This is a genomic window from Robertmurraya sp. FSL R5-0851 (genome assembly GCF_038002965.1).
Classification (GTDB): Bacteria; Bacillota; Bacilli; order Bacillales; family Cytobacillaceae; genus Robertmurraya_A; species Robertmurraya_A beringensis.
Genome location: NZ_JBBOOE010000002.1, coordinates 290,861 through 308,861 on the forward strand (window position 1 = coordinate 290,861; position 18,001 = coordinate 308,861).

An 18,001-nucleotide genomic window follows, 5' to 3' on the forward strand; every position below is an offset into this window, starting at 1 on the left:
CAATATAATTTACATTTTTTAAAATTGAATAAACAAAATATGTTCTGGATAGTGCACATGAAAAGATAACTGGTTCAATATCAAGTGAAGAGCAAAATACAGTAAAATTCCAACAAAAAAGAAGAGAATAATGGGTCTATCTCCCATCGCATTTACAATAGGTAACAAATCAACTGTAACTATGTATAGAAATATACCTGATGTAATGGAAAGAGCGATAGCAAGGATACTGCTATCAACAGTGAAAAATTGAGTTAAAAACAAGGAAGCTATCGCACCTGCTATCGTTGATACACCCAATAAGAATGATGCTCCTATTGCCTTCTTCTTGCTTTTTAAACTGGCAAATACAATTGAAGAAATCGTCAAACCATCCGGAATTTTGTTTAGTAATACAGCAATTAATACAACAAATCGTATTCTCTCATCTAATTTGAAACTGGCAACAATAGAAACACCATCAAAAAACGTGTGAACCAACATACCCACTAAAGCACTAAGGGTTGTCCTTTGAGAATGAGAATGTGTATGAGTCTCTTCTCCGAAATGAAAATGGGGTGCAAGAAACTGTTGGAACAAAAAGATCAATCCAAATCCTATAACAATATATATGGCACTGGATTCATGAATTTCCAATGCTTCTGGTATTAAATCCATAACAGCAATTGTAAAAAGTATTCCAGCACTCAAAGCCATTAAGCCGTTTAAGCCTCTCCTAGACCAATTTATTTTAAGGAAAATCACAAGGCCACCCAAGATATTAGCCAAAGCAGCGGCAATAACGTAAAACAGTATGGTCATTGATTCCCTCTCCCGTAAATTTAACAGATCAGACCTGCACTAATGAAAAATGTAGGTCAACCTGCGTGTTCACTATTACTTTTTATTTAACATGTGAATGGCATGTCCCATAATACCCTCTGTCGCCTCCATCAGTGGCTCAGGCAGTGTAGGATGAGCATGTATGGTAAGACTAAGATCTTCGGCTGTTGCCCCTGCCTCAATCGCAAAAACCGCTTCAGAAAGGAGTGATGATACTTCTGGACCTACCATCTGTACCCCCAACACCATTTTTGTTTTCTTTTCAGCTACAACTTGTACAAAGCCATCCGCGTCCGACACAGATAATGCTCTGCCATTCGCTTGGAATGGAAAGCGACTAGTAACTGTTTCGAATCCTTGTTCTTTTGCCTCCTTTTCCGTTAAACCTGTATAGGCCACTTCAGGTTCGCTAAAAATAACAAAAGGCATGGCTCGAAAATCAATTACACTATTTTGACCACTTATTACTTCAGCAGCTATCTTCCCTTCGTAACTAGCTTTATGAGCAAGGAGATAACCACCGGCACAATCCCCTATTGCATATACATGTTCGATGTTTGTTTGACATTTGTCATTTATCTTAATAAACCCTCGTTGATCTACACTACTCCGATATTGTCTAAACCAACTTTTGCTGTATTTGGTTTTCTTCCTATAGAAACTAAGCAATAATCTCCTTTAAATATTTCTTCTTTTCCATTTAATTGAACATGGACATTTACTTCATCACCAGTATTTTCTCCGCCTTGGACGAAAGCGTTAGTTATGACGGTGATGTCCAATTCCTTTAAATGACGTTTTACTACATTAGTTAATAAAGGATCTGTACCTGGAAGAATGGTGTCTGACCCCTCAAGGATGGTCACTTTAGCCCCGAATTTGGCATAAGCAGTACCCAACTCCAAACCGATATAGCCTCCACCTACTACAACTAAATGTTTTGGTACTTCTTGAAGCATTAATGCCTCAGTTGAAGAGATGATTCTTTTTTTATCAAATGGCATACTTTTTAACTCCGTAGGTAAGGACCCTATAGCAAGGATTAAATCTTTGTAAGAATATACATGTTCTTCGTTATCTATCCTGACTTTTGCGGTATGGGATTCAGTGAGATAGGCCTCCCCACTAATCACCTCCACTCCATTGCCTTTTAGCAGGGTACGAACCCCATTCGTCAGCTTGTTCACTATCCCGTCTTTCCACTTCACTACTTCCGGCATATCAACTTTAATTTCACCAGAAACTTTTATGCCCATTTCACTCGCATGTTTAATGTGTTTTACTCGTTCAGATGCACTAATAAGAGCGTTCGATGGTATACATCCACGGTTAAGGCAAACCCCTCCTAGTTCCGCTTTGTCCACTAGAACTACTTGTTTTCCCAGCTGAGCGGCAGTATGGCGGCTACGTATCCTCCAGATCCTGCACCTATAATTAATAAATCAACATCTTTTTTAACAGCTACAGTCATTTCAGCTTCCTCCTTCGGTGATTGAAAAGAATTATAGTTAAAGATAAAATCACATGACACCGTTATGTAATATAAATACTGATGTTTTACTTATACCCAACCTTTACATCTTTATTAGAATTGATTTAATTTATTTTTTTAATACAATCATTGCAAGAAAAGGGCTTTCCACTTTGTCTGGAAAGCCACTATTGTCTTTATTCTTTCACTCGCATAAGTCGTAATCCATTTAGCGCTACCAAAAGGGTTGCTCCCATATCAGAAAGAATGGCGATCCAAAGAGTTAACCAACCCGGAATGACTAGTAACAACGCAATTAATTTAATAGCGATTGCAAAGGTAATGTTAGCCTTGATGATATTTAAAGATTTACGGCTTAGTTTCACAGTAAATGGAAGTTTTCTTAAATCATCTCCCATTAGTGCAACGTCTGCCGTTTCCAACGCTGTATCTGTACCAGCCCCACCCATAGCAATCCCAACTGTAGAAGCTGCCAACGCCGGAGCGTCATTGACACCATCTCCAACCATCCCTACGTTACCGTACTCAGATCTCATTTGTTTAATATAATTTAATTTGTCCTCAGGCATCAGTTCAGCCTGAATTTCTGATACTCCAACCTGCCCTCCGATAGCATTAGCAGTACCTTTGTTGTCACCTGTAAGCATAATTGTTTTTTTGATCCCAAGTTGATGTAGCTTTTGAATAATTTCTTTACTTGATTCACGTACTTCATCAGCTACCGCTATAACAGCGAGTATTTCTTTATCAGTTCCAACTACAATCGCTGTTTTTCCTTGATTTTGTAGAGTTGTTACATTTTGCTCTAAGTTCTTATCGAAATTAGAAGTTGCTAATTCCTTAAAGAGTTTCGGGTTACCAATATAATAAGTCATCCCGTTTACAATTCCTTTGATACCCTTACCCGTAATAGAAGAGAAGTCTTCTACTACAATATCAGAATAACTAATGTTCTCCTCTTCAGCTTTTTTCATGATCGCAGAGGCAAGTGGATGTTGAGAACGATACTCTAATGCAGTAATGATAGAAAGTATTTCTTTTTCATTTACCTGTTTATTTACCACATTAAAATCAGTTACTACTGGAACACCTTTTGTTAAGGTACCTGTTTTATCGAATGCAATGGCTTTTAAGGCACCCATTTCTTCTAAATAAACACCTCCTTTTATTAGTACACCTTTTTTCGCTGCATTCCCAATCGCTGAAACAATAGAAATCGGAGTTGAAATAACTAACGCGCAAGGACAACCAACTACAAGAACAGCTAAACCTTGATAAATCCATGTTTCCCAACTACCATCAAAGAACAAAGGAGGGACTATCGCAACTAATGCTGCAATGACCATGATGATCGGTGTGTAATATTTCGCAAATTTATCCACAAATGCTTGCGAAGGAGCGCGTTCACCTTGTGCTTCCTCTACCAGATGAATAATTTTAGAAATGGTTGTATCTTCTACAAGTTTGGTTATTTTTACTTCAAGTAATCCTTCTTCATTTAGAGTACCTGCAAAAACATCATCATCAACGGTTTTGGCAACAGGGACGGATTCACCTGTAATCGCTGCTTGATTAACTGCAGAGTACCCACTTACAACCAAACCATCCATAGCAATCTTTTGACCAGGTTTGACGATCATAATATCTCCAACCACAATATCATCCACATGGATCATACTTTCTTTTCCATTCCGTCTAACAAGGGCTTCCTTTGGAGCGATATCCATTAACGAACGAATCGATTGTCTGGCTTTATCCATAGAGAAGCGTTCAAGAGCCTCACTGATCGCAAATAATATGACAACAATGGCAACTTCTGCCCACTCTCCTATAATCGCACCACCTATAACTGCTACTGTCATCAGGGTTTTCATGTCAAATTCAAAGCGTAATAAGTTTTGTAAACCAACTTTGAAGAGCTGTAATCCTCCGATTAACATGGATGCTACAAATAATAATGCAGTTACAATGTTCTCATCCCCATTTACATTTGCGGAAAGGTAACCAAAGACAACGAATAAGGCTGAATAGAGCAAAGTACTATGTTTTTTATAGAAAGGGACTTTCTCTTCTTTAACCTCTTTTTCCTCTCTCCCCCTTTCTGAAGATGGTCCTACAGTTTTCTCCGATGTCACTTTAAGATTCTCAAATGCACCTGCTTTTTCTAATTCTTCAATCGTTGTTTCCCCGTAAACGGAAATTTTTGATGCGCCAAAATTTACTTTTGCATCCTGAACTCCCGGAAGTTTTTTAACATTATTTTCAAACTTCCCTGCACAATTTGCGCATGTAAATCCCTGAACGCGGTACACATTTTTTTCATTCTCTAATGCTTTTGCTTTAGACATTTTTCACAGCCTCCTTCTGATGTGCAAATGCAACTTGTACTAGTTGCTTTACATGATCATGATCATCATCCAATGTATAATAAACTAACTTTCCTTTTTTGCGATACCTTGCTAATCCAAGATTATTAAGTAACCTCAAATGATGAGATGTTGCAGCATTTGTAGCACCCACAATATTGGCTACATCACATACACATAATTCATCTTCTAATGAAAGAGCAAATGCAATCTTAATCCGCGTATCATCAGACAAAGCTTTAAAAATTTTAGCTACGTCCAATGAATTTTGTTGGATTAATACATTTCTTACTCTATTGACTTTTTCTTCATCTATACAGGTAACTTCACATCCATCATTTTTCAAGTTTATCACCTCTTTTCAATCAAACATCTATTTGAATATTATTTTAAGTCACAACAAACAAATAGTCAAATATATATTTGATTGTTATTTAATTACGATTGTAAGTTGCTACTAATGGCAAAAAGAAGTTCAACAATTGAAAAAGCCCGATTCTCTCTTTGTTAAAGAAAAACGGACTTTGTCTTTTCAACTCTCTCATTAATATTAGCACGTCTGGCGAGCTTAATAAGGTTATCATTCGAATAATGTAGTGTAATTATATCTTTCGCTTTACACTCTTTAGCACTATTTTGCTATGGGGAATACTAGGAATTCTCACCATACTGTAACTTAAATCCTGGTCAGGAACCTCGTATTCCAATCGATTAGCTAGGTAATCAAGACTCACTTTCATGACTTCAATGGTCACCCACTCTCCAGCACAGCGATGACCTAATGAATAATCACCCCCACCCTGTGGTATGAAGCTAAAGGGGCTATCATCCCAATCCGCGAACCGCTCAGGATTAAATTTTTCAGGATTTCCCCATACTTCCGGGTCATGATTAGTGGCATAAAGATCGAGCAATGTTAAAGTATCTTTTTCAAATTTATAGCCGCCCCAAGTGAAGTCTTTTTTTACCCGCGCCCCTACAAACGGAAAAAACGGATAAAAACGTCGAACTTCCTGTACAATCATCTGAGCATATTTACCATCATCAGATTTAAGTTTCTCCCTTTCTTCTGGATAATGGTATACTGCTAATGCAATGAAATTTATGAATATAGCAATTGCAACAATGGGTCTCAAGATATTAATTACTTCCACAGCAGCGATCTCCGTATTCAGAAGATTCCCATCCAAATCACGATGCCAGGAAAATCTGTGTAACGCCGTATCTTCTGGAGGAGTTACTTTTCCATCACGAACCTTTTCGATTAGTTCACCTACCCACTTTTCTACCTGATTCCGTGCATTTCTCCCTAGCCAGTGAGCTGGACCAACTTCAGCTGCCGACTCAAACATCGCCCCCAAGTCTCTTGTCCATCTGTTTACTTCGTCTTCTTGAATCGGGACACCAGCCCATTGGCAGGCGACTCTGTACATAATTCCCTTCGCTTCTTCGTAAAGAATAACCTTATCCATCTGTTCCCATTTATCTAGTGTTTTCTCCCACTGGTGCTTTGTTATATCTTTGAGTTTATTAAGTCCTTCAGGAGACATGATAGACATAAACATTTCCTTGCGATGTTGATGGGACTTTCCATCTAAAGCCTGAACACCATTCTTTCCAAACAACGTTAGCACTACACGGTTGGGTGCAGCATCTTCCCTCATGAATTTTTCATTGTCATAAAAAACTTGCGCAGCATCTTTTCCTACCATACAGATTGCTTTTTTCCCAAGCAATCTGGTCTCAAAAATATTAGAATTGAAACTTTGACACCTGTTTGAAATGTACAAGTAACCTTCTCTAATAAGACTTAAGCTATGATCTATTCCTTCTTCTCGAGGCATTTGATTCGTATCTGACATTTTACTCAACTCCTTTTTCATCAGGATGAGTTTATTTTTTGTAACTTTTTATTTTTTACTCGGTGTTCGTCCTGTATGTATCATTTGGTTAGCAGTAATTTTCTTCTAACGAGAATATCAGTTTGCTATTGGTCAGGTAGGTATAATCTTTATGGATAAGTTAAATGGCTAATGTCCGTTGTTAATTTTAAAATTCATATTCGAGCATATTTTTGCATATAAAGACACCCCATAAAGTCAATGTTTGCCCAATATTGGGGGAACATTAACTTTATGGGGTGCTGTCTGTTTATTCTTTATTATCGAAAGAAAGATTGGTAAAGGAGAAATATATTTAGTGCAATGATAACAAAAGACAAGACCCATGCTGTAATTGTCGTAATCTTTTTATTAACTAAACCACCCATTAGTTTATGATTGCTTGTAAATAGAACTAATGGAACCAACGCAAATGCAATTCCAAATGATAGAATAACCTGACTCATTACAAGCGCTTTTGTTGGATTAATTCCCATTGCAATGATGATAAGTGGGAGTGTAACGGTTATTAGGCGTCTTAAGTATAATGGAATTCTTCTCCTTATAAACCCTTGCATAATAACATCACCAGACATGGTACCAACCGTGGAACTTGATAAACCTGCTGTAAGCAAACCGATACCGAACAAAATAGCTGCAAAAGGACCAATTAAGATCCCCAGCTGTTCAAAAGCTACTTCTAAATCCTGAACAATTAATCCATTTTCAAAGAACATAGATGCAGCTATTATTAACATGCTTGCATTGATAGCCCCTGCAATTACCATTGCAATTATAATATCAATAAACTCGAAACGGAAAATCATTTTACGCTCCTCTTCATTTCTACCAATAACCCGTCGTTGCGTAAGTGCCGAGTGTAAATAAATAGCATGTGGCATAACTGTTGCTCCGAGAATTCCAGCAGCAAGTAGGACGCTGTTTACGTCTTCAAATTTTGGAATAAATAATCCAGTCAAAAAAGGGCCGATTTCTGGCTTTGCATAAAATACCTGAATTCCAAAAGCAATAACAACAATAAAAACAAGCCCCGCAATACCCGCCTCTAAAGATCTTACACCTCTTCTTTGTAGTTCAAGGATTGCAAAAGAACCAATTGCCGCTATTATCGCTGATGGAAGGAGAGGAATTCCAAACAGCAAATATAATCCAAGCGCAGCACCTATAAATTCTGCAAGATCCGTTGCCATTACGACTAGCTCGCCTTGTATCCAGAGTCCAAAGGACACGGGCTTCGGAAATTGTTCTCTAGCTACTTCGGGTAAGTTCTTACCTGTTGCAATACCGAGTTTCGCAGACATGGATTGAATCAACACGGCCATTAGGTTTGAGAATAACACGACCCAAAGCAACATGTATCCATATTGGGATCCCGAAGCAATATTTGTTGCAAAATTACCTGGGTCAATATAGGCTACTGCTGCTATAAATGCAGGTCCTAGAAACGGTAATAACCTTCTGAATCCATGAGTCCTGCCACTTAAAGCATCTTGAGCTGTCTTTGCCAATACCTGCTGTTTCACTGTATTAGATTTCACCTTGATGCACCTCTCTTTTGCGTAACTACTATCTTTTTTGTCCAACATAAAAATGTTTCCTTCGACCAAATTATATGCTCCTACTCCATTATGTGCAACTATTATTAAACTTTAAATGTAAAAAGATATTGAAAATTCAGGACTTTTATTGAAGATTATGTTGAACTAACTTATTAAATAGAAACAAAAGAGTTATGCTTTCGTTGCTGATTTTGCAGAAAGTATTGGTGTTATTAACCTATTCCTTACTCAGTTATCAAAAAAAAGACTTCTTTGACCACTGGAAATTTATGTAACACTCGCTTATGTTTTATTAAATAATAAAAACACTAATACTATTAAAATAAGGGAATACAAAAATAGAGGTGAAAAACGAAATGATTAAAAAGAGGTGGAAGAAAAGATTTCAAAGAACAGAAATAACTCAAGCCCCTCTCATATATGAGTTGGGGCTTTATTATTGTATATCATACGGAGAATCTAGATACAGTTAAAGATGAAAAATAGATTTATCCATTCTTGGATAAAAAATACATTTCAAAAAGTTTTTAAAGTTTCATATAAACTCTAGGATTATTTAAAACACCTAATAGTTAATCAATATCTTCCCAATAAAATTAATACTATTTCATTCTATGCGATATTTGCGCATGCTAAATAACTTTGTTTAGAAGCAGTGGCATTTATGGAATGTAAATTTATTTTCAAAACTAGTACCGAAGTAATTGCATACTGGGTGGAAAGATGTTATCTTGATGCTTTTGAGAAGACCCAAAATGGTTCTTCTTTAAAGATAAGTAAAATACATTTAATAACATGAACACAATGGATTGGCTCCTATAGAAAAAGCAGTATGCAGTTCAATTTTTCTTATCTGGTCATGGTTCGAAGATGGTGAAGCAGCCTTAGAATCAATGGTATTTACAGCCTAATTCTTTAGAAAAAGGGGCTTACAAAGATGAGAAAAGACAATCGAAATAACCAAAATAACTAAACAGAATTACAGGATTTAAGTAACCTATCATTTTCTTTACCATAAAAATTTTGTAGATTAGGACTTAAGGTCATTTTTTAGAATGTCACCTCTCTAAGCTATTAAACAAATTTAAAATCATTGATTTAAATAAAATTATAATATTAAATCCCTTATTGTCTAATTGTTTTAATTCGGTAAAGATTTCTTCCAAATTAATATTTTCCCCGCTTAATTTAATGTTTTCAATTATATATTTCTTTCTTATTGCTTGGTATTTTAAAAAATCGATTAATTCTAAATGCTCTTTTTCTATAATACTTGGAGGGGTGTGACCGTCAAGTAGAATGTAACAGTTTTTGCTCATTATTTTGAAACACTGTTTTCCCAAAATATGGTAGAACGATGTTTCATTCGATAGCTATCATCATTTAAATGAATGATTTCCACACGATGTAGGATTCTGTCTAAAATGGCTGTGGTGATAGCTTGATCACCCAATAATTCTCCCCATTCCTTTGGTGCCTTGTTCGAAGTAAGTATGATTGACGATTGGTTGTATAGATCGTTAACGAGATGAAAGAACATATTTGCGTCCTGCTGATCCATTGCCATGAACATGAGATCATCAATAATGACTAAATCTGCTTCCCTAATCCTTTTCATTCTTGCTTTTGATTTGCGCGTTATATCTTCTGTCTTTAGCGTTTGAACTAATTCACCCATTGAGATAAATACCGATTTAAATCCTTGGTTAATGGCTTCTATTCCTAATCCTACTGCCAGGTGTGTTTTACCCTTATGAAAAGCTTTGCATAAGGGCAATTATCGAAAGTTTTTGTTTATGGAAAGATATTAGTAATTAGGCGTAACATTCGTAGCTGGCATAACAAATATCTTTCCATAATACTCCAAAATTCCTATCGACAAAATTCCTCCAGCCACTTTAATAAATCTGTATCCTCATCCCAAACAGGGGTATCTTGCTTCACAACCTCCATATATGCGGCTTCTAATGCATTTCTTTTTATTTCCGTATTTGCTCTTAAATATATATCAGTTGTAGTAACATTTACGTGTCCTAGTAAATCCCTTATATAAATTAGATTTACACCAGCCTCCAATAAATGCATAGCTTTTGTATGCCTGATCATGTGAGGATGAAGTCTGTCAGAGAACAGAACATCTGAATGATTTTCCTTAGCCTGTTTTAAATACTTTTCTAAAATGTATGTGATTCCAGGCCTTGTAAATGCGCGTCTATTGCTATTAAAGAAAAGTGGATAATCTTGTTTTCCATTTTCCAATAGTTTGTTTTCTTTCATGTAATTCTCCAACAGAACTCTTGTTTTATCCATAATAGGTACACTTCTTCGTTTATTTCCTTTGCCGGTTAAAGTAATTGTGGCTGGTTTCGTAAGTCTGACATCTCTTGTTTTTAAATCAATTAATTCTTGTACTCGTGCCCCTGTATCATATAGAGTAGCCATTAACGTTAAATCTCGACGCCCTTTTTTCTTGGTAGTATCAGGTTGTTCTAATATATACCTTAAAGATTCCTGTGAGAGGAATTCAACCGTCTTTATCTCCCTTTTTTTAAAGGGAATTCCTAATATTTTTTGACATTCAAATATATTTTCAGGGTGTTCTGACTGTGCATAACGGTAGAAACTATGGATTGCTGCTAGTCTTTGATTACGGGTGTTAATTCCGACGTTACGCGACTTTTCAAGCCAAAGGAGAAAGTCTCTAATTTTTTCTGCTTTAATTTTTTCAAAGGTAAGGTACTCTGGCCTGATTTTCAATTCTAAATTAAAATAAATTAGCACTTGTTTAAAGGTATCCCGATAGGACTTTATCGTATTAGTACTAACATTACGATGGCTAGGAAGGTAATCGGAAAGGAATCGTGTTAGTGTTCTGGCAAAATCAGTCTGTTTCACTGAACGATACCTCCGGTATTAAAGTTGAAAAATTCTGTTCAACTGATGCAATAATTTTTGGATATAAATCAGCAGTCAGTCTTAAGTAATGTTGTGTACCTCTTAAATCAACGTGTCCTAAAAATGCAGAAAGATAGGGAAGGAGATTCGTAATATCTTCTTCATCTAAGACCCATTTTTTCAAACAATGGACCGCAAAAGTGTGCCTAAAATCATGAAGTCTTGGTCCCTTTCCACTATGGGATATTCCAGCCTTCCACAATATCTCTCTAAATAGGTTATATATAGTACTTTCCTTATAATGTCCTCCGTAAGGGGATTGGAATAAATAAGTATCACTGGACTTTAGGTTATGAGTTTCTTTTACATACAAACGACAACGCTTCGTCAATGAATCTGTCATTGGAACATTTCGTTCTTTTCCAAATTTCGTATCCCGAATGAATAAAGTCCCATTACCCAAATCAACATCTTTTAGTTTTAAATTCAATGCTTCTGAAATCCGGAGGCCACAACCATATAACATACGGAACAGAAAAGGTAAGGTCAGATGTCTGTTGGGAGAAACATCTGAAAAAGGATAAATGTCGCATGTGGTAAAAATGTTCTTCAACTCTATTTCAGAAAAAATGTAAGGAACATAAGAATATCTATCAATCGAAATAGTTGCAGCTGGAAAAATGTATGCCTGATACCCAAGACGAACCATATATTTAGCGAGCCCTCGTATGATAGAGATTCTTCCATTTCTAGTACTGACAGTCTCATTTGGCCTTTTTTCTGTCCAAAGAAATACTAATTCTTTCGAAAGTTTTATATCTATTAAGTTTTCATTGGCAGCCAATGTGTCAAATTGTTTCAAAAGAGAAGATCCTTTTTTGTACTTATAGCCAACAGATCTCTTTTCCTCAATGTATCCATCAATCAATGGACCAAGAATACTTTGAAACACTACAGATTTCTTAGACATTCTTAAGCACCTCCTCTGGATCAATGGCACATTTCCTTAACCCATCCATTCCTGTATGCAGATAGACATTGGTAGATTTAGAATTAAAATGTCCTAGGATCTCAGAGATTACTGGTAATGGGGTTCCCTGCTCAAGCAAAGTACTCGCAAGAGTATGACGAAGCGAATGTAACCCTTGCCGTTTACCATCAGGAACAGTAATTCCAGAAAGTCTGGTATATTTTGTAATGATATTATGAAGATTAGCGTCTCTTCCAAATGCCTCAAAGGGTGCATTCATCCGAATAAAAACGAATGGAGAGTTACTAATAGGACGCCCATTTTTTAGGTAATCAATTAATGCCCAACCTATATCATTTAATATTGGATATGACACGATATTCTTTGTTTTATTTTGTCTTATTTCTATATTTTTTGATTGCCAGTTTAAATCTGATAACTTCAAGGATTTGATGTCACCAACCCTAATACCAAGTTTGGCAACCAGAAGCAGAATCGCATAATCTCTCTTTCCGGTTGGGTTCCCTCTATCAATACTATTCAACATACGAATAACATCATCTTTATTCCAGACAGAAGGAACAGGTGGATAATAATATTTACTCTGTTTAGGAACTTTTAAAGACAAATCTTCATCCGTATATTGGTTAAAATAGAGAAATCTTAAATAAACCCTAAGGGCTGTTAAGATAGATGCAATACTTTTTTCATGATACTTATAAATTGTTTTTACATAATCAGAAATTATATTTGCAGTAATATCATTCGATTTTTGAACATCTCTACTGTCAAGATAATCTATGAAAAAGAACAAACGTTGCATCCGTGTTCGTAGACCTCTTTTGGAGTACTCGTTATTTTCGCATTCCTTTTCATAGCCAGTAAGTTCTGATTCAAACTGTGGTGGTTTAACATATCCTGGCTTTTTTACAATCCTTCGGATAATCACACCATGAAGCTGATAATCGCCTAGAACTCTAATTCTTCTAATAGGACCTTTGAGTTCTTTAGGTATAGCTTCTTGATAATAGTTAACTGTACAATTGTATGTTTCCTTCAAAAAAGCCCTTCCTAACGCTTCTGAAAAATAGAACTCATCTCTTGCATTTGCAAATGAAATTACTCTTTTGTAAAAAGCACGATATCCACAAATAGTGTTATATGCATAATTTAGCCTTTCTAATTCAGATAAAACATTTGCAACTAATTCTTCAATGATTATTCGATTTTCCATATGGCACCTCCTAGATTTTAATAAATCTATTGTGAGGTGTTATGGAAAGAAATAAACGTATATTTCAATTCAAATAGGGCATATACACTTATTTCTTACCATAAACAAAAACTTTCCATAATTCCCCACACCTGGCGGTCCTAAGAGGATTAAATTATAAAGCTGCTCTATCCAGGTTAAATCTTTTAGTCTATTCAAATTCTTATTGCTTAATGATTTTTGTTCTTTTAAATCAAACTCTTCTAATGTTTTATAGAAGGGAAAATTGGCCCACTTTAACCGATTATTTAGCTGCTTTGCTTGTCTACAAGTTTGTTCATAGGTAGCTATATCCAATAAAAATTGTGTATAAGAATGATCCTTTTGCTCTGCCTCTTTAATTAAATAGGGAAGGTGCTTCGCTGTTTCAACCAGTCTTAAATCTTTCATCTTTTCCTGTAGTTGTTGAAACTGACTCATGCCCTATTTTCCTCCATTAATTTCGTATAAGAGTCTACTTTTCTTTTATATGCATCTGTTTCTAGTACCCATTCAGATAGCTGATTTAGGGGTTTAATTTCTTTCATTTCCTTTTTAGTTGTTTCATGCACTTGACGTTGTCGTTTTACGTAGGCAACGATATCGCTAAAATCTGTTGCACTGAACAAGTTCCTCTTTATACATTCTGCTAATGCTTTGTCCAGTACATCGCTATTGCTTACTTTTGTTTCACGTAAAATGATATGCAACTGATCCTTAATGTAACGAGGGTTCTTTTCTCTGATCTTCTGTAAATACTGATAGGCAATCTCTGTCTCATTAAATTTATTTGCTACAGTCTCCAGGAAAGGTTCAACTCCCTTTGAACGGTCTCTACTATGCTTTTTATCTTTTATTAACACAACTTTTTCATTAGGAATACAATGTTTCGCTAGAATTTCACCAGTATCAGGAGTATAAATGATTACTTTATTTTCTGTTTCCTTTATGCAGACTACTTCTAGTTTGTTATAGGTGCCAAGGGGCAATGAATATCTATTCGATTGATACCGAATAGTATTGTCCTTATGCACGCTCCTTGTTATACTAGTGTCATAGTTATTTTGAATATCTATTTGTCGAGAGACTGGTTTTAAGTGTTGCTTTTCGAGGAGGAATACTTCCACCGGTCTTTTTTTTGTGCTGTTGTGTATTTTGTAGTTACCTGTTCGGTTTAACCATTCCCAACCTTGCTCATTCCAAGAATCAAGGTTATGAAACACTCTGTGCTTTGCGAAGTTTTGCTTAATAAAGCCAACTACATTTTCTATTCTTCCTTTACTTTCTGGGTCAGCTTTACGACAAACTCGAAGGGTTAACCCCCTAGATTCTTTATACTGTTGAAACTCCTTGGTTAGAATTAAATCTCCTCCATTTTCACTTACTACAATTAAGTTATCTTGGTCATAAACGATCTCACGGGTTTTTCCGCCATACCACTTAAAGGCATTTTCATGAGCTCGAATAACATCCTGTGTAGTAAAAGGTCGGTCCAACCACTCTTTATATTTGTGTCTAGAGTGCGATAGGACAAAAGCTATAAAGCTAAGCTTCACTTCCTTGTTATCTGCTGTTTTTTGTTTTGTATAACCAAAGTCTACTTGCATCTGCTCTCCCATTGGAGGATCAGGAATTGCCTCATACATTCGAGGAGTTGTTTCTTTTTTGATCTTGTATTCTTCTCGCAGTCCTTTCACGTAAGTTCTTACCGTACTTTCTCCAATTTCTAAATCCTCATATTTTTCTAAGAGCCAATCAAACACTTGTGCTGCTGACATATCTGGATGCATCCTCAACCATGAGAGGATAAGTTCTTTATAGGGATCTAATTTTTTCTTTTTGTACTGAAGAGAGTCCACCCACTCAGCCATCTCCGAAGGCGACTTCTTTAAGTGCCTGTAGACTGTTGTACGTGAGATCCCCAATTTCTCAGCTATCTTTGTTTGGCTAAAACCTTGTTTTAATAGTTGCTTGATTTCCATGTACATTTCCCATTTATCCACCTTACTGGCCTCCACTTGTAAAATAACTAACTATCATTTTACTGTGGCAGGCTATTATTTATTGTTGGTATATTAGGGTAATTATCTGTTTCATTTAATCAAGCAAAAACTGTACACTTTATTCTAGCAGTCACAAGGGGCTATTGATTCTAATCGGACAGCATTTGTTTCATGTGAAGTTACTTGACGTTCTAATTTATCTATCATTATATCTAGATCCTCACCAATATGAATAACAGAGTATATTGAAGATTGAACTAATCCCTCGCCAATCTTTTTTAGTGAAACTCCGTATTCAATAAAATTATTATTGTCCATCTTCCGGTCTCCTTGAAAATATATATCTAATTATTGAATAAATAGATATGATTTCAAATTTTCTATATCTTCATTATTAACTAGTTCTCTTGTTAAGCCTCAAGAATACCACCTAATACTTTGTATCCAATCCCTATATTTGAGATTATTGCTAAGTCAACCCAAAATTGTTTCCTCTCTTGAAAGAGTTTGTTTTGTTATACCATAACTGTCAAAGAATTACCCTATGGTCTGAATCCAAATTACTTGTAATACTTGTTTCTCATTTAGAACATCTTGAACTCCCTCTAGTAATGAGCCAACGAATATCATCCAGAAGCAATGGATATTCTTTTTTCAAGCTTGGTAAGCTGTTCCTCATTGTCAAATTTATAGAATATATTCTCTCAGTGTCTTTCACCCCATTTCTTTAATATCCTATGCAATGATATAGGCGATTGTCATTGTATATTACTAAGATTGGTAAAGAGATAAATTTTCTTATTAGGTTGATAAAAACAGAAAAAGCTGACTTCTGACTTGTGACAGCTTTTTTTACCTTTTATACCAAATATTCTGCTCCTAAAATAACGGACGAATGTGGAAGTTGTACAAATATAAATATCAGTTTATCATTTTCCTCCTCAGAATCCTTAAGAATATAGCATTTACAACTTCCAGAGTGTGCTTTGATATTATCCCTGAAAATAAAGTTAGGACATTATTACATTTTAAAGCACAATATTAGAAGTAATACATAGGTTGTAAGTATGAAACACTAACTACTCTTTTCTGCCGCAGGAAATGCGGTTTTTTTGTCATAATCTTTTATAATGTCTCCCCCACTATAGGATTTCTTTATAACACATTTTTCTTTGTATTGTTCATCCAATATTTTCATTACCAATCAAAATTAATCCAATAATGTAAAACAATATTAATAAGGTTCAATATGTATATGGACCCTTTGGATATTGTAAATATCTTGAAGGCTTTGTTCAATTCGATTAGTTATTAAATGGCTTTCATGAACCGAAAGAGTTGACTTAACAAACACTATAACGTCAACAGTTGTTATGTTACCGGATGCCCTTGCCTTTAAATCCTTAACTAAGGTAACACCAGGTGTATTCTTTATTACTTCTTCAATCTCTTTCAGCTTCGCAGCATCAAAACCATCCGTTAATTCATGAACAGCCTCTTTAAATATTTCCCAGGCAGTATGACAAATGACAAAGCCTACTATGGCAGCAATAACAGGATCTAAGAAACCCCAACCTAAATATGAACCAATTATCCCAATAACAGCACCAATACTAACTAATGCATCTGAACGGTTATCCTGTGCAGCTGCATAAAGTGCCTTACTCTTAAGTTCCATTGATAATTTACGGTTATATCTATATATAAAATACATAAAAATGGCACTGAAAAGACCTATAAATGCAGTAAATAATTCTGGTATTTCATCCGTAGGAGAAAAAAATTCTTTAAAGGCCTCTGTAACAACTTGCAGTCCTACTATAAACATGATTATTGCTGCTATTAAAGAGGCAATAGTCTCTGCTAAACTGTACCCGATAGAGTAGACACTGAAAAAAAGGTCTGCCCTATCGGGTACTTTTATGTATAATGAAAAAAAATGTGGGAATCGGAGAATAATCTTATGCCAAAAAAACTCTTCAATGATAAAGAAATAAAAATCCTTTCTAATAATCAATATGTCAAATCTGTCAGTACAAAAGGTATTACCTATACTGATGAATTTAAAAGGATTTTTATAGCTGAAAGCGAAAATGGAAAATCACCACGACAGATCTTTGAGGACAAAGGTTTTGATATTGATATCACTGGTATCGTTAGAGTAAATAGAGCAGCGTATAGATGGCGTGTTGCTTATAATAAATCTGGAGTAATGGGCCTTCGAGATTCACGTAAAGATCATTCTGGGAGACCCACTAAAAGAGAGCTTAGTTTAGAAGAAAAAAATGCAAAATTAGAAGCACAAATTCAACTGTTGCGAGCTGAAAATGAATTACTAAAAAAGTTAGACATGATGGAAAGGGGGCTGGAGAGAAACGAGTAAAAGTATCAGCGGAAAAGAAATTTCTCTTAATTCGTACAGTAATAGAAAAGTATGAACTTAAAAATATGGTAAGTTACTTATGCGAAATATCCGGTGTTTCTCGCTCGGGTTATTATCATTATTTTTCTCCGAAATCTCAGGAAAACAGAGATCGCCGTGAAAAAGAAGATTTAATCTTAAAAGAAAATATTTTAAAAGCTTTTCATTTTAAGCGACGTCATAAAGGTGCACGGCAAATTAAGATGACGTTAAAAGGGCAGTTTGATATTAAATATAACTTAAAACGAATCCGAAGGATTATGAAGAAATTCAAGATTATATGCCCTATTAGGGGTCCTACCAACAAAAAGCGCAAAAC

13 protein-coding genes and 3 pseudogenes are annotated in these 18,001 nt (G+C 35.5%); 1 reads left to right on the plus strand and 15 read right to left on the minus strand.

Going from position 1 to position 18,001, the window contains the following annotated elements; translation table 11 throughout:
• Positions 1–18: 18 nt before the first annotated feature.
• The 15 genes and pseudogenes from MKX65_RS25690 to MKX65_RS25760 all read right to left on the minus strand — a co-directional run bounded on the left by MKX65_RS25690 (position 19) and on the right by MKX65_RS25760 (position 17,277).
• A complete protein-coding gene (locus tag MKX65_RS25690; protein WP_160547520.1) occupies positions 19–801 on the minus strand; it encodes a ZIP family metal transporter in 783 nt (260 codons plus the stop codon).
• A gap of 75 nt (positions 802–876) precedes the next feature.
• Positions 877–2,293 (minus strand): annotated as a pseudogene (gene lpdA / locus MKX65_RS25695) (dihydrolipoyl dehydrogenase).
• A 197-nt stretch (positions 2,294–2,490) separates the two neighbouring features.
• A complete protein-coding gene (locus tag MKX65_RS25700) occupies positions 2,491–4,662 on the minus strand; it encodes a heavy metal translocating P-type ATPase (RefSeq protein ID WP_160547519.1) in 2,172 nt (723 codons plus the stop codon).
• Positions 4,655–5,026: a metalloregulator ArsR/SmtB family transcription factor gene (locus MKX65_RS25705; RefSeq protein WP_160547518.1), complete on the minus strand. Its 372-nt coding sequence runs from the start codon at positions 5,024–5,026 to the stop codon at positions 4,655–4,657. Before MKX65_RS25705 ends, MKX65_RS25700 begins: the two co-directional genes overlap by 8 nt.
• A 256-nt stretch (positions 5,027–5,282) precedes the next feature.
• A complete protein-coding gene (locus MKX65_RS25710; protein ID WP_160547517.1) occupies positions 5,283–6,542 on the minus strand; it encodes a cytochrome P450 in 1,260 nt (419 codons plus the stop codon).
• Between the two features lie 299 nt (positions 6,543–6,841).
• Positions 6,842–8,119 (minus strand): Nramp family divalent metal transporter, encoded by a 1,278-nt coding sequence (locus tag MKX65_RS25715; RefSeq protein WP_340906727.1) that lies wholly within the window; start codon positions 8,117–8,119, stop codon positions 6,842–6,844.
• A gap of 1,079 nt (positions 8,120–9,198) precedes the next feature.
• On the minus strand, positions 9,199–9,459 hold the full coding sequence (locus MKX65_RS25720) for a hypothetical protein (RefSeq protein WP_340906730.1): 261 nt from the start codon (positions 9,457–9,459) through the stop codon (positions 9,199–9,201).
• A pseudogene (locus tag MKX65_RS25725) lies at positions 9,459–9,890 on the minus strand (ATP-binding protein); the annotation flags it as partial. The pseudogene MKX65_RS25725 and the gene MKX65_RS25720, both read right to left, overlap by 1 nt.
• A gap of 122 nt (positions 9,891–10,012) precedes the next feature.
• Positions 10,013–11,035: a site-specific integrase gene (locus tag MKX65_RS25730; RefSeq protein WP_251520838.1), complete on the minus strand. Its 1,023-nt coding sequence runs from the start codon at positions 11,033–11,035 to the stop codon at positions 10,013–10,015.
• Complete coding sequence (locus MKX65_RS25735; RefSeq protein ID WP_251520841.1) at positions 11,022–12,005, minus strand: tyrosine-type recombinase/integrase; 984 nt, start codon at positions 12,003–12,005, stop codon at positions 11,022–11,024. Before MKX65_RS25735 ends, MKX65_RS25730 begins: the two co-directional genes overlap by 14 nt.
• Positions 11,998–13,239, minus strand: a complete 1,242-nt coding sequence (locus MKX65_RS25740; RefSeq protein ID WP_251520844.1) for a site-specific integrase — start codon at positions 13,237–13,239, stop codon at positions 11,998–12,000. The genes MKX65_RS25735 and MKX65_RS25740 overlap by 8 nt, the downstream gene beginning before the upstream one ends.
• A gap of 69 nt (positions 13,240–13,308) precedes the next feature.
• Positions 13,309–13,698, minus strand: coding sequence for an ATP-binding protein (locus tag MKX65_RS25745; RefSeq protein ID WP_340906732.1), 390 nt, complete (start codon positions 13,696–13,698; stop codon positions 13,309–13,311).
• A complete protein-coding gene (gene istA / locus MKX65_RS25750) occupies positions 13,695–15,260 on the minus strand; it encodes an IS21 family transposase (RefSeq protein WP_340906734.1) in 1,566 nt (521 codons plus the stop codon). The genes MKX65_RS25745 and istA overlap by 4 nt, the downstream gene beginning before the upstream one ends.
• Before the next feature lie 123 nt (positions 15,261–15,383).
• Positions 15,384–15,578: a hypothetical protein gene (locus MKX65_RS25755; protein WP_340906736.1), complete on the minus strand. Its 195-nt coding sequence runs from the start codon at positions 15,576–15,578 to the stop codon at positions 15,384–15,386.
• Between the two features lie 916 nt (positions 15,579–16,494).
• The gene (locus tag MKX65_RS25760; RefSeq protein WP_340906738.1) at positions 16,495–17,277 is read right to left on the minus strand and encodes a cation diffusion facilitator family transporter; all 783 of its coding nucleotides are present in this window, start codon (positions 17,275–17,277) and stop codon (positions 16,495–16,497) included.
• Between MKX65_RS25760 and MKX65_RS25765 the strand changes: the two are divergent.
• Positions 17,224–17,996, plus strand: a pseudogene (locus MKX65_RS25765) (IS3 family transposase); the annotation flags it as partial. The gene MKX65_RS25760 and the pseudogene MKX65_RS25765 overlap by 54 nt on opposite strands.
• Positions 17,997–18,001 lie beyond the last annotated feature (5 nt).